The 21,274-nt window shown below is 73.2% G+C and carries 20 protein-coding genes; 12 read left to right on the top strand and 8 right to left on the bottom strand.

The genetic code is table 11. The features are described 5' to 3' along the window. Positions 1 to 182: 182 nt before the first annotated feature. From DMB42_RS53415 to DMB42_RS26160, 6 genes are read right to left on the bottom strand one after another with little or no spacing between them, the layout of a single operon-like run. On the bottom strand, positions 183 to 347 hold the full coding sequence (locus DMB42_RS53415) for a hypothetical protein (protein ID WP_185844865.1): 165 nt from the start codon (positions 345 to 347) through the stop codon (positions 183 to 185). A gap of 29 nt (positions 348 to 376) precedes the next feature. Next, the gene (locus DMB42_RS26180; protein WP_125637648.1) at positions 377 to 1,135 is read right to left on the bottom strand and encodes an aminotransferase class IV; all 759 of its coding nucleotides are present in this window, start codon (positions 1,133 to 1,135) and stop codon (positions 377 to 379) included. 10 nt (positions 1,136 to 1,145) lie between these two features. Then, positions 1,146 to 2,168, bottom strand: a complete 1,023-nt coding sequence (locus DMB42_RS26175; RefSeq protein ID WP_125637647.1) for a hypothetical protein — start codon at positions 2,166 to 2,168, stop codon at positions 1,146 to 1,148. Beyond that, a complete protein-coding gene (locus DMB42_RS26170) occupies positions 2,165 to 2,641 on the bottom strand; it encodes a SigE family RNA polymerase sigma factor (RefSeq protein ID WP_125637646.1) in 477 nt (158 codons plus the stop codon). The genes DMB42_RS26175 and DMB42_RS26170 overlap by 4 nt, the downstream gene beginning before the upstream one ends. A 27-nt stretch (positions 2,642 to 2,668) precedes the next feature. Further along, on the bottom strand, positions 2,669 to 3,631 hold the full coding sequence (locus DMB42_RS26165) for an adenylate/guanylate cyclase domain-containing protein (RefSeq protein WP_260477948.1): 963 nt from the start codon (positions 3,629 to 3,631) through the stop codon (positions 2,669 to 2,671). Positions 3,632 to 3,660: 29 nt separating this feature from the next. Beyond that, complete coding sequence (locus DMB42_RS26160; protein WP_125637645.1) at positions 3,661 to 4,410, bottom strand: FadR/GntR family transcriptional regulator; 750 nt, start codon at positions 4,408 to 4,410, stop codon at positions 3,661 to 3,663. A gap of 89 nt (positions 4,411 to 4,499) precedes the next feature. Here DMB42_RS26160 and DMB42_RS26155 point away from each other — a divergent pair, with 89 nt between their 5' ends. From DMB42_RS26155 to DMB42_RS26110, 10 genes are read left to right on the top strand one after another with little or no spacing between them, the layout of a single operon-like run. Further along, on the top strand, positions 4,500 to 5,993 hold the full coding sequence (locus tag DMB42_RS26155) for an ABC transporter substrate-binding protein (protein WP_125637644.1): 1,494 nt from the start codon (positions 4,500 to 4,502) through the stop codon (positions 5,991 to 5,993). Continuing rightward, positions 5,990 to 6,928: an ABC transporter permease gene (locus tag DMB42_RS26150; RefSeq protein WP_125637643.1), complete on the top strand. Its 939-nt coding sequence runs from the start codon at positions 5,990 to 5,992 to the stop codon at positions 6,926 to 6,928. Before DMB42_RS26155 ends, DMB42_RS26150 begins: the two co-directional genes overlap by 4 nt. Then, entirely contained in the window at positions 6,925 to 7,758 is an 834-nt protein-coding gene (locus DMB42_RS26145; RefSeq protein WP_125637642.1) for an ABC transporter permease, read from the top strand. The genes DMB42_RS26150 and DMB42_RS26145 overlap by 4 nt, the downstream gene beginning before the upstream one ends. Next, entirely contained in the window at positions 7,745 to 8,659 is a 915-nt protein-coding gene (locus tag DMB42_RS26140; RefSeq protein ID WP_125637641.1) for an ABC transporter ATP-binding protein, read from the top strand. The genes DMB42_RS26145 and DMB42_RS26140 overlap by 14 nt, the downstream gene beginning before the upstream one ends. Next, positions 8,628 to 9,488, top strand: a complete 861-nt coding sequence (locus DMB42_RS26135) for an ATP-binding cassette domain-containing protein (RefSeq protein ID WP_125637640.1) — start codon at positions 8,628 to 8,630, stop codon at positions 9,486 to 9,488. The genes DMB42_RS26140 and DMB42_RS26135 overlap by 32 nt, the downstream gene beginning before the upstream one ends. Then, positions 9,485 to 10,663 carry a M20 family metallopeptidase gene (locus tag DMB42_RS26130; protein ID WP_260477947.1) on the top strand — a complete coding sequence of 393 codons (1,179 nt, stop codon included), beginning with the start codon at positions 9,485 to 9,487 and terminating at the stop codon, positions 10,661 to 10,663. Before DMB42_RS26135 ends, DMB42_RS26130 begins: the two co-directional genes overlap by 4 nt. After that, the gene (locus tag DMB42_RS26125; protein ID WP_125637638.1) at positions 10,663 to 11,790 is read left to right on the top strand and encodes a P1 family peptidase; all 1,128 of its coding nucleotides are present in this window, start codon (positions 10,663 to 10,665) and stop codon (positions 11,788 to 11,790) included. Before DMB42_RS26130 ends, DMB42_RS26125 begins: the two co-directional genes overlap by 1 nt. Next, a complete protein-coding gene (locus DMB42_RS26120) occupies positions 11,787 to 13,199 on the top strand; it encodes an aldehyde dehydrogenase family protein (protein WP_125637637.1) in 1,413 nt (470 codons plus the stop codon). The genes DMB42_RS26125 and DMB42_RS26120 overlap by 4 nt, the downstream gene beginning before the upstream one ends. A 43-nt stretch (positions 13,200 to 13,242) precedes the next feature. Then, positions 13,243 to 14,649, top strand: coding sequence for a WD40 repeat domain-containing protein (locus tag DMB42_RS26115; RefSeq protein WP_125637636.1), 1,407 nt, complete (start codon positions 13,243 to 13,245; stop codon positions 14,647 to 14,649). Positions 14,650 to 14,708: 59 nt separating this feature from the next. After that, positions 14,709 to 17,780 (top strand): chondroitinase family polysaccharide lyase, encoded by a 3,072-nt coding sequence (locus tag DMB42_RS26110; RefSeq protein ID WP_185844864.1) that lies wholly within the window; start codon positions 14,709 to 14,711, stop codon positions 17,778 to 17,780. A gap of 114 nt (positions 17,781 to 17,894) precedes the next feature. Here DMB42_RS26110 and DMB42_RS26105 read toward each other — a convergent pair whose 3' ends face one another. Together DMB42_RS26105 and DMB42_RS26100 are read right to left on the bottom strand one after the other, a co-directional pair. Further along, the gene (locus DMB42_RS26105; RefSeq protein WP_125637634.1) at positions 17,895 to 18,416 is read right to left on the bottom strand and encodes a DUF4142 domain-containing protein; all 522 of its coding nucleotides are present in this window, start codon (positions 18,414 to 18,416) and stop codon (positions 17,895 to 17,897) included. 19 nt (positions 18,417 to 18,435) lie between these two features. After that, positions 18,436 to 19,200: an SDR family NAD(P)-dependent oxidoreductase gene (locus DMB42_RS26100; RefSeq protein WP_125637633.1), complete on the bottom strand. Its 765-nt coding sequence runs from the start codon at positions 19,198 to 19,200 to the stop codon at positions 18,436 to 18,438. A 144-nt stretch (positions 19,201 to 19,344) separates the two neighbouring features. Here DMB42_RS26100 and DMB42_RS26095 point away from each other — a divergent pair, with 144 nt between their 5' ends. Next, on the top strand, positions 19,345 to 19,977 hold the full coding sequence (locus tag DMB42_RS26095) for a bifunctional 2-polyprenyl-6-hydroxyphenol methylase/3-demethylubiquinol 3-O-methyltransferase UbiG (protein WP_125637632.1): 633 nt from the start codon (positions 19,345 to 19,347) through the stop codon (positions 19,975 to 19,977). Positions 19,978 to 20,254: 277 nt separating this feature from the next. Beyond that, positions 20,255 to 21,184 carry an aldo/keto reductase gene (locus DMB42_RS26090; protein WP_125637631.1) on the top strand — a complete coding sequence of 310 codons (930 nt, stop codon included), beginning with the start codon at positions 20,255 to 20,257 and terminating at the stop codon, positions 21,182 to 21,184. Positions 21,185 to 21,274: the final 90 nt, after the last annotated feature.

Genomic DNA, 21,274 nt, shown 5'->3' with positions numbered 1-21,274 from the left:
ATGCGCCTCATGCCTTTCGCCTGCTCCCCGGACGGGGTCCTTCATGGTTTCCGGTAGAAAGCAAGCGTGAGCCACCGTCGTCGCCGAACCGCGTGCCGAAGCCGAGCACTGGCGCTTCTCGCGATGACCGTGTGGGCCAGGTTGGCGGCGTCCTGGTCGTGGCGATGGTCGCCGTAGTGGTGCTACTTCCCGTCCATGCTGTGCGACCTGGCCCCGAGGAGGAGCTGGTGACGAAACCCGAGGACGTGACGGGCCTGCGGAGCGAACGCGACGGTGTCGCGCAGGGCGGCGGCCGCGCCGGAGCCCTGGCGAAGGAGCGAACGGTCGAGAATCGAGTACAGGGTCACGCCTGCGTGCAACGCCGGACGGCCCGGGATCAATCCAGCGGGTCCCAGGGGAGGGCGTCGTAGAAGGCGAGCAGCCGGGCCAGCGTCTCCGCGTCCTGGCGCAGCGGCACGCCGTCGACCTCGCCGACGGCGACCACGCCGTGGGAGTTGCACAGGAACACCAGGTCGAAGCCCGGCAGGTCGGCGACCCGCAGCGGGCGGCGTTCCTGGGGCACGTCCAGGTCCTCCAGCAGGCGCATGGCGGTGCCGTGCAGCATGGGGGCGTCCGGCCACAGGAGGCGGCCGCCGGACAGGCAGCCGACGTTGGTGATCGCGCCCTCGCTGATCAGGCCGTCGCCGGTGGTCAGCAGCGCCTCGTCGAAGCCCAGCGGCCCGGCGGCGCGCCGGATGTGCGCCTGGGCGAACCCGGCCGCCTTCTTGATGTGCGGCAGGTATCGCTGGTAGGCGACGGCCGTGACGCGCTGCGGGCGGGCCGAGACCTCCGTGGGCGGGGCGGCGGTGGCCACCACCCGCGGGCGGCCGTCGTGCTCGACGACATAGACCCGCACGCCCGCGTCGCGCAGGTCGTCGCCGAGCACGGCCCGGATCGAGCCGAGCACCGCCGCCCGGTCGAGCGCGGCGCCGAACACCTCCAGGTTGGCCGCGGCCAGCCGGTCCAGGTGGTGGGCGAGCCCGCGGGTGCGCCGGTCCCTGACCTGCATGGCGGTGAAGTGCCCGTAGCGGGCCTCCAGCGCGAAGCGCGCGTCGGCGTCCACCGCCCTGCCCTCGACCACCGCTCGTACGATCACGGGAGCGACGTTACCCCTTGCGGTAGACGGCCACGGACCAGCGGACCGGGCGGTTGGTGTCCGGGCCCATGATGCCCGCCCTGACGGTGACCTTCACCGGCTTGCCCGCGGGGACGCGGAACTCGTTCATCGCCATCGGATACGGGCCGCTCTCCCACTGGCCGCAGGTCGCGGTCACCTCGCCGCCCTCCCCGCCCTCGATCAGGTACGTGAACCGCATCCGCGGTGCCAGGTCACCGGTGCAGAGCGCCTCGATGCCGATCCGGCCGCCGTCGCCCCCGGCCGTGACCGTGAATGTCCTGTCCTGGGGCCACACCAGTTGCCGGGTGGCGGCGGCCAGGTCCCAGCGTGCCAGCCGCTTGGGGAAGGGCTTCAGCGGCCCGGGCTCGACCGGCCGGTCGGGCGGGGTCCATTCGTAGACGGCCAGGCTCCAGACCGCCTGGTCGGGCTTCCGAGTCACGCACGGCCCGTCCTTGCTCTCGCGGACGCACCCCCAGCCCCTGGTGGCCGTGTCGAACGTGACCGTGACCCGGCCGGCCCCGCCGGGCACGACGAGCGGGACCAGCTCCATGTCCTTCGGGCACGGGGAGAAGGACCGGGAGGCCGCGGCGTCGCCACCGGTCACGGAGATCGCCGGCGGCTTGGCCCCGGGGCCGCCCTCGCACACCGCGGCCACGTCCAGCGGCTTGCCCGAGACCGGGATCGTGACCGACGCCTTCGTCGTCTTCTCCGTCCTGACCGTCGCCGTGGCCAGCCGCCGGTAGCCGGTGCCGTCGCGGGCGGTGAACCGTTCCGGCAACTCGCGCGCCGCCTTGACGGCCGAGGTCGCCGCCTCCTGCGGGGGCGCGGCGTCCCCCGGCAGCAGGGAGAACACGGTCACGGCCGCCGCCACCGCCGCGGCGGCGGCCGTCAGGCCCCTGCGCCGCCGGGTCCGGCGCACGCGGCGGCGGATGTGCTCGTGGCGGGCCGGGTTCGCCGGCGCGGGACCCTCGGCCCGCTCCCGCAGCACGTCACGCAGGTCCTGCACGCTCATCGGTACTCCTTCACGATCGACTCGTCCACGCGCAGCTTGGCCAGCGCCTTGGAGGTCTGGCTCTTGACCGTCCCGTCCTGGCACCCGAGGATCCGCGCCACCTCCTGCACCGTCAGGTCCTCGTAGAAACGCAGCACGATCACCGCGCGCTGCCTGGCGGGCAGCCTGCCCACCGCCTCCCACAGCTCGTCGGGCCCGTGCCGATCGGCCTTGGCGCCCTTCTCGGGCAGGGCGTCGCTCGGCAGCTCCGTACGCCAGCGCCGCCGCCACCACGACGTGTACGTCGTCACGAGCACGCGCCGCACGTACGCCTCGGGCTCGTCGATGCGCGGCCAGGCGAACCACGCCTTGGCCAGGGACTCCTGCAGCAGGTCCTCGGCCGTCCCCCAGTCATGGGTCAGCAGGTACGCGGTCCGCAGCAACCGCTCGGACCGGGAGGCCACGAAGTCGTGGAAGAGCTTTCTGTCAGGCACACCGGTACTGACGCATCGTCGGCGACGTCAGGTTGCCCCGGCGCGCATGATCGTGAAGGGCGCCAGCTCGCCCAGGCCACGCACCGACAGCCGGTCGACCGCGCGCAGCAGGAAGGCCCGGTCGCCCTCCAGCTCCTCGGCGCGGGCGGGGTCGGCCAGGATCGTTCCAGGGAGGGAGAGCGCGGTGAGCCGGCTGGCCAGGTTGACGGTGGTGCCGAACACGTCGCCCATACGCCAGATCACCGGACCGGCGGCCAGGCCCACCCGCAGCTCCGGCATGTCCCGGCCGCGGTGGGTCTCCACCAGGCGCAGCGCGATCTCGGCCGCGACGTGCGACTTGTCGGCCACGAACAACACCGAGTCGCCGAGCGTCTTGACCACCCGCCCGCCCGAGGAGGTCACGATGTCGGCCGAGCGCCCCTCGAACCTGTCGACCAGCCTGGCCAGCTCGGTCGCCGTGATCTGCCTGCTGAGCCGGGTGAAGGCCACCAGGTCGGCGAAGCCCACGGCCATGCGTACGGCGCTCATGTCCTGGTCGGCGAGGCGGCCGGCGGCGGCGGCGAGCTGGCGCCGCCAGGCGTAGACCAGCAGCCGCGCCAGGTCGGGCACCACCAGCTCGGCCCGCCGGCGCCAGGCCCGCGGACGTTCGGCCAGCGGCACGCCCGACTGGTCGAGCGCCTCGGCGTCGAGCTCGGCCTGCGACTCGGCGAGCCGGGCCGTCGCCCGCCCGATCGAGCGGGCCATCAGCAGCATGTGCTCCTCGTCGTAGGCGCCGGAGCTGACCATCGAGAGCATGGTCCGCAGCGCCTCGACGTCGGAGTCGGTGAACTCGACCGCGTCGTCGGCCACGTTGGCGAACCCCAGCGCGCGCCACAACCGGCGCGCGCGGTAGACCGGCACGCCCGCCATGTGGGCCACCTGGCTGCTGGTGTAGCGGCGCGGCTCGCGCAGGAACGCCTCCGCAACCCCGTCCCCATCCTCGCGCGACACGCGTGCAACATAACACCCTGTGGCGGGCGTCACTCCAGGAGGGCGCGCAGGGCGGAGCGTTCGGCGTCGGGCAGGTGGACGGCGTAGTAGTCGTACATGGACCGGCGGAGCAGGCGCGCGGCGGCGGCGCCGTCGCCCTCGCGCACGGCCTCCAGCACCTCCTCGTGGTGCCGGATGCTGCGCCGCATCAGCGACCCGCGGTCGGGCGCGTCGGCGATCTTCCCGGCGATCAGGTCCAGCACGACCGAACGGACCACGTCGGTGCAGACCTGGATCAGCTTGTTGCCGCCGGCCGCCACGATCACGTCGTGGAAGGCCACGTCGGCGGCGCTGAAGGCGTCGTGGTCGGAGGCCAGGGCCGCGCGCATGCCGGCGATGGCCGCCTCCATCTCCGCGAGCTGCTCCTCGGTGCGCAGCCGCGCGGCCAGCAGCACGGCCGAGGAGTCGAGCACCATCCTGAACTGCACCAGCTCGGCCAGCGACAACTCGGCCACCCGCGCCAGCGTGGTCATCGACTTGTGTAATGCGGCGGGGGAGAACGGCAGCACCTCGGCGCCGTTGGGATCGCCCGGCCGGGAACGCACCAGGCCGCGCGCCTGGAGCACCCGCAGCGCCTCCCGCACCGTGGAGCGCCCCACCGAGAACTGCACCATCAGCTCGCGCTCGCTCGGCAGCCGCGCCCCCGGGCCGAGGGCCCCGCTCTCGATGGCCTCCTCGACCTGTTCCACGACCCGCTCGTAGGCGCGTACGGCCCGCACCGGCTCGAACCGTGCACCCATGGGAAGCCCCCTTGACCCGAGCCGTCACCGACTGGCAATGTGCGTAGCCTACTGGTCAGACCAGTGCACTAGCCAGGAGGCTGTAAGACATGAGGCGAATCGGAATCTGGATCGCCGTGGGCGGTCTCCTGCTGGTCACAGCCGCCTGCGGCGGCGGTTCCGGCGGTTCCGGCACCGGAGGCACCCCCAAGGCGCAGTCCTTGTCCGTCGGATTCGTGGCCGAGCCGGCCAACCTCGACTTCACCGCCACCGAGGGCGCGGCCATCCCGCAGGCGCTGCTCGTCAACGTCTACGAGGGCCTGGTCAAGCTCGACCAGGACGGCGCGATCAAGCCGCTGCTCGCCGAGAAGTGGACGGTCTCCGACGACCGCAAGACCTACACCTTCACCCTGCGCAAGGGCGTCACGTTCAACGGCGGCGCGCCGTTCACGGCCGACGACGTCGTGTTCTCCCTCGACCGGGTCAGGACGGACTGGAAGCTCAAGATCAAGGCCCAGTTCGACGTCATCGACAAGGTGGCCAAGACCGACGACACCACGGCCGTCGTCACGCTCAAGCAGCCGAGCAACGGCTTCCTCTACGCCCTCGCCACCCGCCTCGGCGCGATGTTCAGCCGTACCGGGGTGGCCGACCTGGCCAACAAGCCGGTCGGCACGGGGCCGTACACGCTGGGGGCGTGGAAGCGCGGCGAGTCGATCCGGCTCGACGCCAACCCCTCGTACTGGGGCACCAAGCCGGCGCTGTCGGCGATCACGCTGAAGTACTTCAAGGACGCCACGGCGATGAACAACGCGCTGCTGACCGGCGGCATCGACGTGATCTCCAGCGTGCAGGCGCCCGAGTCGCTGCAGCAGTTCGCCGACCCCAACCGCTTCCAGACGGTCGAAGGCACCACCAACGGCGAGGTCGTGTTGTCGATGAACAACGCCCGCCCGCCGTTCGACGACGTCAAGGCCCGCCAGGCGGTCCGGTACGCGATCGACCACAAGGCCCTGCTGGACACCGCGTGGGCCGGACGCGGGCAGCTCATCGGCTCGATGGTGCCGCCCACCGACCCCTGGTACGAGGACCGCACCGGCGACTACCCGTACGACCCGGCCAAGGCCAAGGAACTGCTGGGCGGCAAGACGCTCACCGTCAAGATGCGCATCCCCAACCTGCCGTACGCGGTGGCGAGCGCCCAGGTGGTGAAGTCGCAGCTCGCCCAGGTGGGCATCACGGCCGACATCGAGCCCCTGGAGTTCCCGGCCCGCTGGCTGGACGTCGTCTTCAAGCAGGGCGACTATGACCTTTCCATCATCAACCACGTCGAGCCCCGCGACATGGGGATTTTTGCCGATAAGTCGTATTACTTCCATTACGACAACCCCGAGTTCGGCAAGCTCCTCGCCTCCGCCGACTCCGGCACCGAGCAGCAGCAGACCGACGACCTGAAGAAGGCCGCCAAACTGCTGTCCGACGACGCCGCCGACGACTGGCTGTTCCTGTTCCCCAACCTGATCGTGGCGAAGAAGGGCGTCACCGGGCTGCCGAAGAACGCCATCGCGGAGTCCTTCGACTTCACCGCTCTCGCCAAGCAGTGACGCTCTACCTGCTCAAACGGCTGGCGGTGCTGATCGCGAGCACCGCCGTGGCCGCCGTCGCGGTGTTCGCGTTCATGGCCCTGCTGCCCGGCGACCCGGCCGAGATCGCGCTCGGCGTCAACGCCACCCCCGACGCGGTCGCCGCGCTGCGCGCGCAGTACGGCACCGACCGGCCGCCGGTCACGCAGTTCCTCGACTGGTTCGGCGGCCTGGCCCACGGCGACTTCGGCACCTCCTACGTCACCAGCTCGCCGATCGGCCCGCAGATCGGCGACCGGCTCGGCGTGACGGCCGTGCTGGTGCTCGGCGGCATGGTGCTGGCGCTGGTCGTCGCGGTGCCGCTCGGCACGTTCGCCGCCGTGCGCCACCGCAACCCGCTCGGCGCCGCCGTCAGTGCGCTCAGCCAGGCCGGCATCGCCGTCCCCGCCTTCCTCGCGGGCATCCTGCTGGTGTACGTGTTCGCGGTGAAGGCGCAGGCGTTGCCGTCCGGCGGGTACGTCCCGATCGCCGACAGCCCGCAGGAGTGGCTGCGCTCGCTGCTGCTGCCGTGGCTCTCGCTCGGGCTCGTCCAGGGCGCCGTGCTGACCCGCTACGTGCGCAGCGCCGTGCTCGACGTCATGCGCGAGGACTACCTGCGCACCGCCCGCGCCAAGGGCCGCGGCAGCACCGGCGCCCTGTGGCGGCACGGCCTGCGTAACGCCTCGATCCCCGTCGTCACCGTGCTCGGCCTGCAACTGGCCACCCTGCTGATCGGGGCGGTCGTGGTCGAGCGTGTCTTCGTCCTGCCGGGGCTCGGCGACCTGCTGCTCAACGGCGTGGCCGGGCGCGACCTGCTGCTCGTCCAGGGTGTGGTGATGGTGCTGGTGGCCGCCGTCCTGCTGATCAACTTCGTGGTGGACGTGACCTACCACCTGCTCGACCCGAGGCTGCGATGAGAGGCCGGCCGAACGCCTCGCTCCTGACCGGCGGCGTGCTGGTCGGGCTGGTGGCGCTGGCCGCGCTCGTCTCGTTCGTCTGGACGCCGCACGACCCGACCCTCGTCGACGCCGCCCGCAAGCTGCGCGACCCCGGCGGCGGCTACCTGCTCGGGGCCGACAAGTTCGGCCGCGACACCCTCAGCCAGCTCATGGTCGGCGCCCGCACCACCCTCTACGTCGGCGTCGTGGCCGTCGGCATCGCCGCCGTGCTCGGCGTACCGCTCGGGGTGGTCGCCGGGATGACGCCGCGCGGCTGGCTGTCGGAGCTGATCATGCGGGTCAACGACCTGGTGTTCGCCTTCCCTGCGCTGCTGCTGGCCGTCATGCTGGGCGCGGTCTACGGGGCGGGCACGCTCACCGCGATGATCGCGATCGGGGTGGCCACCGTGCCGGCGTTCGCGCGGGTGGCCCGCGCCGCGACGCTCCAGGTCATGGTGACCGACTACATCCTCGCCGCGCGCGCCGCCGGCCGCCGCCGTCCGGCGATCGCCGTACGGCACGTGTTGCCGAACATCGCGTCCGTGCTGATCGTGCAGGCGTCGGTGTCGTTCGCGATCGCGATCCTGGCCGAGGCGGCGCTGTCGTTCCTCGGGTTCGGCACCCGGCCGCCGACCCCGTCGTGGGGGCGGATGTTGCAGGAGTCGCAGGAACTGCTCTTCTCGACCCCGCGTCTCGCGCTCTGGCCCGGCCTGGCGATCGCGCTGGCCGTACTCGGGTTCAACCTGCTCGGCGACGGGCTGCGCGACCACCTCGACCCCAAGCTCAGGAGGCTGCGTGCTGACGGTTGAGGGGCTGACCGTACGGGCCGACGGGGTGGAGCTCGTCCACGACGTGTCGTTCGCGATCGCGCCCGGCGAGCGGGTCGGGCTGATCGGCGAGTCCGGGTCCGGCAAGTCGCTGACCGCGTTGTCGCTCATGGGCCTGCTGCCCGAAGGCGTCACCGCCTCGGGCGCGGCCCGGCTCGGCGCGCGCGACCTGGTCGGCGTACCCGAGAAGCGGCTGAAGGACCTGCGCGGGCGAGAGTTGTCGATGGTCTTCCAGGAGCCGATGACCGCGCTCAACCCGCTCATGCGCGTCGGCGCCCAGGTCGCCGAGGTCATGACCCTGCACGGCGTCTCCCGCGCGGAGGCCGGGCGGCGCGCGCTCGCCCTCCTGGAACGCGTCCGGCTGCCCGAGCCGGCCCAGATCGCCCGCGCGTACCCCCACCAGCTCTCCGGCGGCCAGCGGCAGCGCGTCATGCTCGCCATCGCCCTGGCCAACGAGCCCGGCCTGCTCATCTGCGACGAGCCCACCACCGCGCTCGACGTCACCGTGCAGAAGCAGATGCTGGAGCTGATCGCCGAGGTCGCGCCCGCGCTGCTGTTCATCACCCACGACCTGGCGGTCGTCGCCTCCGTCTGCGAACGGGTCATCGTCATGTACGGCGGCCGCGTCGTCGAGACCGGCCCCATCCGCGAGGTCTTCACCCACCCCCGCCACCGCTACACCGAGGGCCTGCTGGCCGCCTCCAGGCTCACCCCGCGCGGCACCAGGCTCCCCACCATCAAGGGCAGCGTGCCGCCCGCGGGCGCCTTCCCCGCGGGCTGCGTGTTCGGCAACCGCTGCCCGCACGCCACCCCGCGATGCGACACCCCGCCGGCGCTGACAGGAGACGGCCATGCCCACGCATGCTGGCACCCCGCCGATTGAACCGCCGTTCGAGCCGCCCATCGTGCCGCCGGGTGAGGCGCCGGGCGGGCCGCTGATCGAGGCCCGCGCCCTCAGCCGCGTCTACCGCCGCCCCCGCACCTCGCTCACCGGGCCGGGCGCGGCCGTCCACGCGCTGCGGGAGGTGTCGCTGACCGTCCACCGCGGCGAGCGGTTCGGCATCGTCGGCGAGTCCGGCTCCGGCAAGTCCACGCTGCTGCGCCTGCTGTGCGGCCTCGACCGGCCCACCTCCGGCACCGTCGCCTTCGACGGGCGGGAGATCACCGGCCTGCCGGAGCGGCGGCTGCGTTTCCTCCGGGAGAACCTGCAGATCGTCTTCCAGGACCCGATGAGCTCGCTCGACCCCCGCATGCGGGTGCGCGACCTGGTGGCCGAGCCGCTGGTCGCGCTCGGCCTGCCGGTCGGCACGCGGGTGGCCGAGCTGCTGGAGGAGGTCGGCCTGTCCGCCTCGGCCGCCGACCGGTACCCGCACCAGTTCTCCGGCGGGCAGCGGCAGCGCATCGCCATCGCCCGCCCCCTCGCGCCGCGCCCGAAGGTGCTGGTCGCCGACGAGCCCGTGAGCGCCCTGGACGTGTCCGTACGCGGCCAGATCCTCAACCTGCTCGCCGACCTGGTGGACGAGCTGGGCCTCACCCTCGTGTTCGTCTCGCACGACCTGTCGGTGGTACGGCACGTGTGCGAGACCGTCGCCGTCATGAGCGGCGGCGAGATCGTCGAGACCGGCCCGGTGGACGACGTCTGGGCCGCGCCACGCCACCCCTACACCCGTGACCTGCTGCGGGCCGTACCGACCCTGGAGGGATTGTTGTGATCGACGTCGACGCGCGGGGAGTCGTGGAGTTCACGCAGGCCCTGGTGCGCATCCCCAGCACCAACGACCCGGCCCGCGGCCGCAGCGAGCGGCCCGCCGCCGACCTGGTCGAGGCGAAGATGCGCGAGTGGGGCTGGGATCCCGTCGTGCACGAGGCCGCCCCCGGCCGGCCCAACGTCGTCGCGGTGGTCGAGGGTGGCGGCGGCGACGGGCCGACGCTGATGTTCGAGGGCCACACCGACGTCGTCACCGAGGGCGACCTGTCCACCTGGACCGTCGACCCGTTCGGCGGCGAGATCCGCGACGGGCGGCTGTGGGGGAGGGGCAGCGCCGACATGAAGTCCGGCCTGGCCGCCACCCTCTACGCCACCCGCGCGCTCCAGCTCGCCGGCCCGTTCCCCGGCCGGATCAAGGTGTGCGCGCTGGCCGACGAGGAGGGCCTGATGATCGGCGCCCACCCCTTCGTCGCCGCCGGGCTGGCCGCCGGCGTGGACGGCGCGATCGTCGCCGAGCCCGAGGCCGGGGAGATCTGCGCGGTGGCCAAGGGCGCGCTGCGGCTGCGCGTCGACCTCACCGGCAAGATGGCCCACGGCGCGATGCCGCAGCACGGCCGCAACCCCGTCCAGGCGGTCGGCACGCTGCTGGTCGCCCTACGCTCCCTCCAGCAGGAGCTCCAGGAACGCCATCCGGCCCACGAGCACCTCGGAGAGGTGTACGTCACCCCGACCGTGGTACGCGCGGGCACCGAGGAACAGGTCAACGTCATCCCCGCCACCGCGTCGGTCTTCGTCGACGTACGGACGATCCCCGGGCTGGAGCACAAGGTCGTGGCCGACCGGGTGGCCGCCCTCGCCGGCGGCGACGGGATCGAGGCGTCGGTGTCGGTCCTGGTGGACCGGCCGCCGGTGGACGTGCCGGTGTCCGACCCGGTGGTGGCCGCCCTGGCCGCCGCGCACCGTACGGTGACCGGGGAGGAGCCGGTCTACGGCGGCGTGCCGGGCTCCACCGACGGGACCGTGCTGACCCACTGGGGCGGCATCCCCTCGGTCGTGTACGGCCCCGGCGGCAAGTGGATCGCCCACCAGGCGGACGAGTACGTCGAGGTGGCGGAGATCGTCCGATGCACCCGCGTCTTCGCCGAGGCGGCGCGGCGCTTCCTCCACCGGGACTTCTGATGCGCCCCGGGCCGACGAACTCCCTCGTCGACGTCGCCGGCCTGCCCGGCGGGCACGCGCAGCGGGTGGGGGGCGGGTACCGTACCGGCACCACGGTGGTGCTGGCGCCGCCCGAGGGCGTGGTGGCCGGGGTGGACGTACGCGGGGCCGCGCCCGGCACCCGCGAGACCGAGCTGCTCGACCCGCGCAACCTGGTCGAGCGTGTGCACGCCGTGGTGTTGTCGGGCGGCAGCGCGTACGGGCTCAGCGCGGCGTGCGGGGTGATGGAACGGCTGGCCGACGCGGGGATCGGGTTCCCGGTGGCGGGCGGGGTGGTGCCGATCGTACCGGCGGCCGTCATCTACGACCTCGGCCGCGGCGGCGACTTCCGCGCCACCCCCGACGCCACCCTGGGCACCGCCGCCTACGACGCCGCCCACCCCACCCCCACCATTCCCTCCCCCCAAGGGACGGTCACCCTCGACGGCGGTGCGGCCCGTGCGGGCCGCCCCGCTCCCTCCCGAAGGGCGGTCACCAACGGCGGCGCCGCCCGGTTCGCGACCGCGCCCGCCGTGGCCAGCGGGTCCATCGGGGCCGGGACCGGCGCGCTGGCGGGCGGCCTGGCCGGTGGCGTCGGAACCGCCAGCGCCGTCCTGCCCGGCGGCGTCACCGTGGCCGCCCTGGCCGTCGTCAACGCCGCCGGATCCGTCCTCGACCCCGCCGGAGCCACCCTCGCCGGCATCCGCTACGGCCTGCCCGGCGAGTTCGACCACCTCCGCCTCCCGGACGCCGCCGAGGCCGAAGCCTGGCGCCCGGACAAGGTCACCTCGTTCAACACCACCATCGGCGTGGTCGCCACCGACCTCACCCTCACCAAGGCCCAATGCGGCAAACTGGCCGGGGTGGCCCACGACGGCCTGGCCAGAGCCATCCGCCCGGCCCACACCATGGTCGACGGCGACACCGTGTTCGGCCTGGCCACCTGCGCCCGCCCGGCCCCCGGCCCCGACGGGCTGCAGGACGTCCTGGCCGCCGCGGCCGACGTGTTCAGCCGGGCGGTGGCCCACGCCATGCTCGCCGCCACCGGCCGCGAGGACGCGCCCGCGTACCTCGACGTGTTCCCGAGCGTTCTAGGGGGAGACAGATGACCTGGCCGGACGGGCTGCCCATCGGGGACGGATGGGTCACCACCGAGGACACCACCGAGGTGATCTTCCCCTACGACGGCTCCGTGGTGGCCCGCGCCCCGCTGGGCACCCCGGCCCACGCCGCCAGCGCCCTGGAGGAGGCACTGACGGCCGCGCCCGCCATGGCCGCGCTGCCCTCGCACGCCCGCCGCGCCGCGCTCATGGCCGTGCACGACGCGCTGGCCGCCCACCGCGAGGAGTTCGAACGGCTGCTGGTCATGGAGACCGGCAAACCGCTGGTCGACTGCCGCGTCGAGGTGGCCAGGACGCTGCTCACCCTCGCCACGTCCGCAGAGGAGGTCGCCAGGCTGCACGGCGAGACCGTGCCGCTGGACCTGCTGCCGTCGGGGGAGGGGCTGGTCGGGTTCTGGACGCGGCGGCCGATCGGCGTCGTCGTCGGGATCACCGGCTTCAACTACCCCCTGCTCCTGGCCGCCCACAAGATCGCCCCGGCGGTGGCGGCGGGCTGCCCGGTGATCGTCAAGCCCGCCCCGGCGACGCCGCTGGCCACGCTCCGGCTGGTGCACCTGCTCCGCGAGGGCGGCCTGCCGCCCGCCGGGGTCCAGCTCGTCACCGGGGACGTCGAGGTCGGCCGTACCCTGGTCGAGGACCGGCGGATCGGCGCGGTCTCCTTCACCGGCTCGGCCGCCGCCGGGCACGCCATCGCCCGCGCCGCCGCCCCCGTCAAGACGCTGCTCGAACTCGGCTCCAACGCCGCCCTCGTGGTCGCCGCGGACGCCGACCTGGAGGCCGCCGCCGACGCCGTCGTACGCGGCGGCTACTACGCCTCGGGGCAGGCGTGCATCGCGGTGCAGCGGGTGCTGGTGGAGGAGCCCGTACGGGAGGAGTTCCTGGCGCTGCTGGCCGCCCGCGTCAAGGACGTCGCCGTCGGCGACCCGCGCCTGCCCGAGACCCGCGTCGCCCCGCTGATCGACCCCGCCGCCACGGACCGCGTCCTGGAGTGGATCGCCGCGTCGGGGGCCGAGGTGGTCGCGGGCGGGCTGCGCGAGGGGCGGGCGATCGCGCCGACGGTGCTCTCCGGCGTGCCCGACGGCACGGCGGCGTGGGACGAGGAGATCTTCGGCCCGGTGGTGTGCGTACGGTCGGTGCCCGGCCTCGACGCCGCCTTCGAGGCGGTCAACCGCTCCCGCTACGGACTGCACGCCTCCGTCTTCACCCGCTCGCTGGCCACGGCTTTCACCGCTATCGACCGCATCGAGGCCGGCGGCGTGGTGGTGAACGAGGTGCCCGGCTTCCGGGCCGACAACATGCCGTACGGCGGCGTCAAGGACTCGGGCACCGGCCGCGAGGGCCCGAGGTTCGCCATTGAGGAATTGACGGTGACCAGAATGGCGATCATCCGCCCCTGACGATCACTGTAGGGTGGCGCCAGACTGCGAGGAGGCGCGTGCCTTGGCTGAACGGGCGGACGAGTCGGCGGTTGTCCCGCGGGGGCGCGGCGGAAGGGCCCTCGTCGTGCTCGCCGCCCTCCTGGCCGTCGCCCTGGCGGGCGCGGGCACGGCCTGGTGGCGTGAGCACGAGGAGGCGCGGGCCCAGGAGCGGGTCGCGCTGGCCCACCGGCTGGCGCTGCACGCCGCCGAGCTTCGCGGGGACGATCCGGTCAAGGCCCGCGATCTCGGCCTGGCCGCTCTGGGCGTCCGCGCCGACGACCAGACCGGCGGCGGGCTGACGGACACCCTCCTCCTGTGGCGCAGGGACGATCTCTGGCTGCGCGGCCCCGACGGCGCCTGGCACGCCGAGGTGAGTGGCGACGGGCGCGTCGGCCTCGTCGCCGGGACCGAGAAGGCCGAGGTCTGGGATCTCGGCTCCGGGAGAGCGGTCGCGCTGGACGGCCCCGGGGGCGCCGTGGAATCGCTGGCGCTCTCCTCCGACGGGCGCGTCGCGCTGACCGGAGCCGACGACGGCGCCACGACCGTGTGGGATCTCACCGATCCGGCTCACCCGGCCCGGCGGGCGACGTTGCCGGGCGTGGCGGCGAAGGGTCCGCTCGACGACGTCCAGGCCCTGGCGGTGAGCCGGGACGGCCGGGTCGCCGCGGTGGCGGACTTCGCCGGAAACCTGCTGGTGTGGGACCTGGCCGTACGGGACCACCCGGTCCGGCGCTCGGTCACCGTCGTCCACGGCTCCCGGACGGAGGACCTCGAACTGAGCGGCGACGGCGGGACGGCGGTCACCACGACCGACCGCGGCCCGGTGGCGATCTGGAACCTGGCAGATCCGGCGCACCCGGTGAAGACGGCCGAGCTGACCCCCGCGATCTACACCGGAACCGCGGCCGCCCTGAGCGGTGACGGGCGCGTCCTCGTCGTCGCGCGGCGCGACCCGGGGGCGGACCGGCGGAGCCAGGCGGACGTCTGGACGCTCGACGACCTCGCCCGTCCGGCCCGTACCGCCGTCATCGAGCTGCCTCCGGCGGACATGCTCGACGTGGCCCTCACGCCGGACGGCGCGACCGCCCTCCTGGCGGGGTCCAACGGCAGCGGAGCGCTCTGGGACCTGTCCGTTCCCGCGCGGCCCGTACGGCTGGCCGGGTTGCGCGGGTACCCGTCGGAGGTCAGGGGGGTGGCGCTGAGCGACGGCGCCCGCGTCGCGCTGATGGCCGCACCCGGCAGCACCACCTTCTCCGTCTGGGACCTCGGCGACCTGCGGCAGGTGGCCGCCGACCCCGAGCGGGTCCTGTGCGACGACGGCCCCCGGTCACTGAGCAGGACGGACTGGGACCGCTTCACCGGCGGCGCGGACCCCTCGGACCTCGGTGGCCCCGGCGGCCGGGACGTGAGCCTCTGCGCCCTCCGGTGAGGGTAACGGTTTGACGAGATGTCTTTACCTTCCGGCATCGGTCACGTTGGATGGCGCGCATGGTGGAGATCACGCGCAGAACGGTGTTCAAGGCAGGTGCGGCAAGCGCTTTCCTCACGGCCGGTGGCCCGGGGACGGCGGCCCTCGCGGCCGGCGGGCCGGCCGGCGAGGGGCTGGAGCAGCGGGCCATGGCGATGGACCCGCCGGTGTTCCTGCTGGAGAGCGCGGTCCCGCCGCACTTCACCGCGAGCTCCGGCTCCACGTTGTCGATCGGCGACCAGGTCGCCGTCTGCGGGACCAGGTCGCTGCGCTGGGAGCACGCGAGCCGAGACGTGATCACCGTACGGGCGCCGCTGCGCTGGGCCCCGGACCCCTACCGCCTCGGCGACGACCAGGCGTGGCAGGGGCTGGTGGACGCGTTCTGCGTGTGGGTGCACAACGCCGAGCCGGTGGACGACGTGCTCAGGTTCGAGTTCGGCCGGGGGGAGCGTACGGACCTGTGGTTCGAGTTCCGGCTCGGGTTCAGCGGGTGGCGTACGGCGTGGGTGCGGTACGCGTACGACATGCACGGGCGCCCGCACCCCGACATGGACACCCTGCGGATCATCGCCCCCCGCCGGGCCGGGACCCTGCACCTCGACCAGCTCATGCTGAACGTGCCGCTGCGCCCCGACGCCCCCTGCCGCGACCACCAGCTCCCCGGCATCGCTCCCGAGGGCGACGAGTACGACAACCAGCACTGGCAGGCGCTCCACCGCTTCGACCGGCTCCTGGCCACCGTCGAGCCGGACGCATCGCCCCCGACCGCCGAGGAACTGGCCTCGCTGCGCGCCCTGCACACCCGCTACCACGACGAGTACCTGATCGCCCAGGTCAAGCCGGACGTGCCCGGCCTGACGGCCCAGGTGGCCGCCCTGGAGGGCCGCCCCACGCACGCCTACCAGGCGCAGATCTACCCGGTGGAGATCGCCGCCGAGCTCAAGGCGTTCGTGAACCCGGTCACGCTGCGCGCCTGCACCGACCTGATGAAGACCCTCGCCCAGGCCCACCACGCCGCCCCCGCCGACCGCCCCGCGCTGGCCGCGCTCTACCTGCGCATGGTCGCCCACCTGCGGGAACAGGGCTGGACGAAGGGAAGCTGCCAGGGCACCATCCACCACCTCGGCTACGACGTGCGCGGCCTGTACGACTCCGTCTACCTCATGCGGGACGCCCTGCGCGAGGCGGGGGAGTTCGAGCGGGTACGCGCCGACCTGGAATGGCTGAGCGGACTCGGCCGGATCTTCCGCGGTTTCGGCTTCCGGATGGCCCGCGGCAGCATGATGGACCTGTACAACACCACGGTCCGCGGCATGCTGGCGGCCGTGCTGCTGCGCGACGGCGAAGCCGGGCAGGTGGCCTACCTGCGGGCGCTGCGCGACTGGCTGAACGCCACCCTGCTGCCCACCGACGGCATCCAGGACGGGATCAAGCCGGACGGCACGGCCTTCCACCACGTCGGCTTCTTCCCCGACTACGTGCGCGACGGCTTCAGCGGCCTCGCGCCGCTGGTCTACGTCCTGCACGGCGGCTCGTTCGCGATCTCGGCGCAGGCGTACGGCTGGTTGCGCAAGGCGCTGCTCATGCAGCGCGTCTACGCCAACAGGAACCACTGGCCGATCTCGATCAGCGGCCGGAACCCCAGCGGCGCCACCGCGCTGTCGATCGTCCCGTTCGAGTGGCTCGCCCCGATCGACGATGAGATCGCCGCCGCCTTCCTGCGCCTGCTGCCCGGCAACCCGACCCAGCGGCAGAAGGAGCTCGCGGCCCGCCTCGCCGCCCGCGGCATCACGCCCGAGCCGGCTCCCTCCGGAGCCTGGGCGCTCAACTACGCCGCGCTGGCCGTGCAGCGCCGCGACGAATGGCAGGTCACCGTACGCGGGCACAACCGCTACCTGTGGAGCACCGAGATCTACGTCGGCGCCAACTGGTACGGCCGCTACAACACCTACGGCCAGATCCAGGTCCTGCACCGCGGCTCCCCGGTCACCAACCAGGACAGCGGCTACGCCCAGCCCGGCTGGGACTGGAACCGCCGCCCCGGCACGACGGTCATCCACAAACCGCTCGAAAAGCTCAAGGGCGACCTGACCGGAGCCATCGAGGAGATGCTGCTCACCGACTCCCGCTTCGCCGGAGCGTGCACCATCGACGGACGCAACAGCATGTTCGCCATGGACCTGCACGGACACCCCAAGTACGACGGCAGCCACCGGGCCCGCAAGTCGGCGTTCCTGTTCGACGACCGCGTCGTGGCCCTGGGCACCGGCATCACCAACGACGACACCGCCGACGAGACCGAGACCACCCTCTTCCAGACCCGGCTGCCCGCCAGGACCACGCCCACGGTCGTGGACGGCACGGCGGTCACGGCCTTCCCCCACGAACATCTCGACGGCGGGCCGCGCTGGCTGCTCGACGACAAGGGCATCGGCTACTACCTGGCGTCCGGGCAGAAAGTGGCGCTGACCCGCTCGGCCCAGACCTCCCGCAACAACGCCACCGAAGAGCCCACCGGCGGAGACTTCGCCACAGCCTGGATCAGGCACGGCACCGCGCCACGCGACGGGACGTACGAGTACGCGATGGTGGTGAACGCCACCGCCGAGCGCATGGCCGGCTTCGCCGACGCGATGGGGGACGCCGCGCGGGCGCCGTACCGGGTGCTGCGCGCCGACACCGCCGCCCACGTCGTACGGGTCCGCGACACCGGCATCACCGGGTACGCGGTGTTCGAGCGCACCCGTCTGGAAGGCCTGGTACGCGAGGTCGACACGCCTTCGATGCTGCTCGTCCGGGAAGAAGGCGAGACCTTGGTCCTCGCGGTCTGCGATCCGGACCTGCGCCTTTACGGCGGCATCGACCACGACCAGTACGAGAAGGGCCGGTACGTCGGGCACTACAGCCCGTGGTCGCGTCCATGGCTGGCGAGCCCCAGCCACCCGCACCGGCTGCGGGTGACCCTGGACGGACACTGGCTGGCCGATGCCGGCCAGCCGTGCCGGGCCAGGGTCACCGGGCCGCACACGGTGTTGGAGTTCGAGACCGCGCACGGCCGGCCGCTACAGGTACACCTGAAGCCCGCGACGTAAGGCGGACAGGTGCACCTGAAGCCCGCGACATAACACGGACAGGTACACCTGAAGCCCGCGAACCGACCCCGGGGCGGGGGCCCGAGGGCCCGCCGTCCGGGGGGCACGCGCCGGTCAGTGGGCGTGACGGTTCAGCTCGGCGCGCACCTCGTCCAGGTGGTGCCGGACCACGGGGGCGCCGTCGCGCGCCAGGTCCCGCACCCACCCGGAGTGCCCGTGCCGCAGCTCGCGCCTGATCAGCGTGAGCGTCTGCTCGTGCGCGTCGGCCTGGAGACGCAACCACGCCCGGTCGAACCGGTGGCCGGAACGCCGGGCGAGCACCGCGTCCAGGTCGTCGCGCTGCTCGGCCGCGGGCGCGTCCGGCAGATCGACGCGCAGCCGCTGCGCGACCTCGCGCAGCCGGGCGTCCAGCTTGCGGTGGTCACGGATCAGACCCCAGGCGATCTCACGCACGTCCTTGTCGTGCGACCTGCGGAGCGCGGCCTTCCCGGCCGCGATCTCGGCGAGATTGCCGCGGCGGGTGCCGTGGCGGACACGGTCAACGCCAGCACGGCCGCGATTCCCGCGGGTGCTAAGTGGCTCCGTGCTGTTCTCATGAGTCCCTCCCTTCAATGGGACCTGTGCCTGCCGCCCCATTCGGTCGGGAGTATTCGCGTCAATTGGGCGGATCGAAACGGCCGTCCACGGCGGTCCAGCCACCGTCCACGTACAACACCGAGCCCGTCACGAAGCTCGCCGCGTCGCTCGCCAGGTAGACGACCGCGCCCGCCATCTCAGGCGCGGTCGCCCACCGGCCGAGGGCGCTCTTGGCGGCGTACGCGGCGTACCAGTCGGGGTTGTCCTTGATCTGCCTGGTCAGCGGGGTCTCGACGACGCCGGGCGCGATGGCGTTGACGCGTACGCCGTACGGGCCGAACTCGGCCGCCGCCGTCCGCAGCAACTGCACCAGCCCTGCCTTCGTCGCCGAGTAGACGCCCTGCCCCGGTTCGGTCACCGACGCCCGGATCGAGGCGAACCCGATGATCGAGCCGCGTCCCCGCTCCACCATCCCGGCGCCGAACGCCCGTACGACGTCGAACGAGGCCCGCAGGTTCAGCCCCACCACCCGGTCGAACTCCTCGCCGGAGTAGTCGAGCAGCCGCTTGCGCACGTTCGTCGCCGCCGTGAACACCAGCACGTCGGCCGGCTCCTCGGCGGCGGCAGTCCGTACGGCGTCGTCGTCCAGCACGTCGAGCAGCCGCGCGGTGCCCTCGCAGCCGGCGGCGGTCTCCCGCGCGGCGTCCAGGTCCCGGTCCGCGCACACCACGGACGCCCCATGCGCAGCCAGGGCGTACGCCGCCTCCCGGCCGATCCCGCTCCCGGCCCCGATCACCACGGCCCGCCGCCCGTCGAGGCGGAACAGCGCGTCATATCCCGTCATGCAAGGCACACTAGCGACTGGTCAGACCAGTGCACCAGGTTCGCATCGCCCTGATCCGCGCGAGCACGCAGGGTCGGCGGTGCTTTTCGGTGGCGCCTTTCGGTGGCGCGGGATTGTCGGTGGTGCCTGCCAGGATGCGGAGGCATGACGACCATCGCAGGCTTCTGGGACGCCGCGGCCGGCTCCTTCGACGACGAGGCCGACCACGGGCTCCGTGATCCCGAGGTCAGGGCCGCCTGGGCGGCGCGGCTGGCCGAGTGGGTGCCCGCCGGGCCGCTCGACGTCCTCGACCTGGGCTGCGGCACGGGCTCGCTGTCGCTGCTCCTGGCCGCCAGGGGCCACCGCCTGACCGGCGTCGACCTCGCCCCCCGCATGGTCGAACGGGCCCGCGCCAAGCTGGCCGGCACCGGCGCCGTGGTGCTGACGGGAGACGCGGCCGACCCGCCGGTCGGTGACAGCCGCTTCGACGTCGTGATGGCCCGCCACGTTCTGTGGACCATCCCCGACCCGGAGGCAGCGCTGGCCCGCTGGGTGTCGCTGCTACGTCCGGGCGGGCGGCTGGTGCTGGTGGAGGGCCGCTGGCAGACCTCCGGCGGCCGGCAGCCGAGCTACGTGCCGGGGGAGGAGCTGCCATGGATGGGCGGCGTCACTGCCGACACCCTGACCACCGCGCTCCGCCCCCTGGTCGGCACGTACCAGGTGCACCCCCTCCCAGACCCGGCTCTCTGGGGCAAGGAGATCGCCGACGAACGCTACGCGGTGGTGGCCGAGCTGTGAGGACGTCCTGTCCGGAGTGGATGGTGACGGTATGGGGGGACGGCCAACGACGACGACGTAGAACACCGCCGGTCCGCGCAAACAGGGGCGCGCGGACCGGGAGCCGGTTGTACGGGCTGTACGGAGAGCGTCGGAGGCACGTGGACCGACGGGCGGCCAGGAGCGGGGCGGCGGGGGCCGAGCGACCGTCCTGGGCAGGACGGACGGGGCGGGACCGAGAGGCGGGTGGGGGCGTCGTACGATGGGCGTTCTCGTTGGCGGGAAGGGGTAGGGCGCGGTGGTGGGCAGGACGTTCGACATTGCCGGTGAGCTGCGCGTACGACGCCTCGGCTACGGCACCGCCCAGCTCACCGGCCCCGGCTACTGGGGCCCGCGCCTGCCGCCCGGCGAGGCGGTCACGTTGCTGCGCCGAGCCGTGGACCACGGCGTCACGCTCATCGACACGGCCGACAACTACGGCCCGGGAGTCGCCGAGGAACTGGTCGCCCAGGCACTCCACCCTTACCCCGACAACCTGGTGCTGGCCACGAAGGGCGGTGTGATCCGTACCGGACCGGATGCGTGGCACCCCGCCGGACGTCCCGAGGATCTGCGTGCCATGTGCGAGGCGAGCCTGCGCCGCCTCCGTACCGAGACCGTCGACCTCTACCAGCTCCACCGCATCGACCCCGCCGTACCGCTCGCCGACCAGCTCGGCACGCTGGCCGAGCTGCGCGAGGAGGGCAAGATCCGGCACATCGGGCTCGACACCGTCACCCTGGAACAGCTCGACGAGGCGCTGACCATCACGAACCTGGCCTCGGTGCAGAACCGCTACAACGTGCTGGACCGGGAGTCGGAGCCGGTGCTGGCGCGGTGCGCGGAGCTGGGCATGGCGTTCCTGCCGTGGTTCCCCCTGGGAAACGGCACGCTGGCCACCAGCCCGGGGACGGCGAGAGTGGAAGCCGGGCCGGGCACGGCGAGGGCGGATGCCGGGCCGGGAATCGCGCTGGAATCGGTCGCGTCGGGGAATCCCCTGGTGCGGGTCGCCGCCCGGTACGGTGCCACCCCCGGGCAGGTCGCCCTGGCCTGGCTGCTGCACCGCTCCCCGGTCATCCTGCCCACCCCCGGCACCGGCTCGCCCGCCCACCTGGAGGAGAACCTGCGCGCGGCGGAGCTCACCCTGACCGCCGACGACCTGGCGACCCTGGACACCCTCCCGTCCTGATCCACCCGACGCCCGCCCCGCGTCAGCCCGCCCCGCGTCGGCTCGGCGCGACGATGAACGGCGGTCGGGAGGAGCCGCGTGCGAACGTCC

This window comes from Nonomuraea sp. WAC 01424 (genome assembly GCF_003947315.1).
Taxonomy (GTDB): Bacteria; Actinomycetota; Actinomycetes; order Streptosporangiales; family Streptosporangiaceae; genus Nonomuraea; species Nonomuraea spiralis.
The sequence above is the reverse complement of the archived record's forward strand: the minus strand, read 5'-3'. Positions and strand labels throughout refer to the sequence as shown.

What these genes read in the sequence shown, in the direction of transcription:
- DMB42_RS26155 (WP_125637644.1), top strand. Translation starts at nt 4,500, where the DNA reads ATGAGGCGAATCGGAATCTGGATCGCCGTGGGCGGTCTCCTGCTGGTC.
- DMB42_RS26175 (WP_125637647.1), bottom strand. Translation starts at nt 2,168, where the DNA reads ATGAGCGTGCAGGACCTGCGTGACGTGCTGCGGGAGCGGGCCGAGGGT.
- DMB42_RS26110 (WP_185844864.1), top strand. Translation starts at nt 14,709, where the DNA reads ATGGTGGAGATCACGCGCAGAACGGTGTTCAAGGCAGGTGCGGCAAGC.
- DMB42_RS26120 (WP_125637637.1), top strand. Translation starts at nt 11,787, where the DNA reads ATGACCTGGCCGGACGGGCTGCCCATCGGGGACGGATGGGTCACCACC.
- DMB42_RS26095 (WP_125637632.1), top strand. Translation starts at nt 19,345, where the DNA reads ATGACGACCATCGCAGGCTTCTGGGACGCCGCGGCCGGCTCCTTCGAC.
- DMB42_RS26100 (WP_125637633.1), bottom strand. Translation starts at nt 19,200, where the DNA reads ATGACGGGATATGACGCGCTGTTCCGCCTCGACGGGCGGCGGGCCGTG.
- DMB42_RS26160 (WP_125637645.1), bottom strand. Translation starts at nt 4,410, where the DNA reads ATGGGTGCACGGTTCGAGCCGGTGCGGGCCGTACGCGCCTACGAGCGG.
- DMB42_RS26135 (WP_125637640.1), top strand. Translation starts at nt 8,628, where the DNA reads ATGCCCACGCATGCTGGCACCCCGCCGATTGAACCGCCGTTCGAGCCG.
- DMB42_RS26145 (WP_125637642.1), top strand. Translation starts at nt 6,925, where the DNA reads ATGAGAGGCCGGCCGAACGCCTCGCTCCTGACCGGCGGCGTGCTGGTC.
- DMB42_RS26105 (WP_125637634.1), bottom strand. Translation starts at nt 18,416, where the DNA reads ATGGGGCGGCAGGCACAGGTCCCATTGAAGGGAGGGACTCATGAGAAC.
- DMB42_RS26125 (WP_125637638.1), top strand. Translation starts at nt 10,663, where the DNA reads ATGCGCCCCGGGCCGACGAACTCCCTCGTCGACGTCGCCGGCCTGCCC.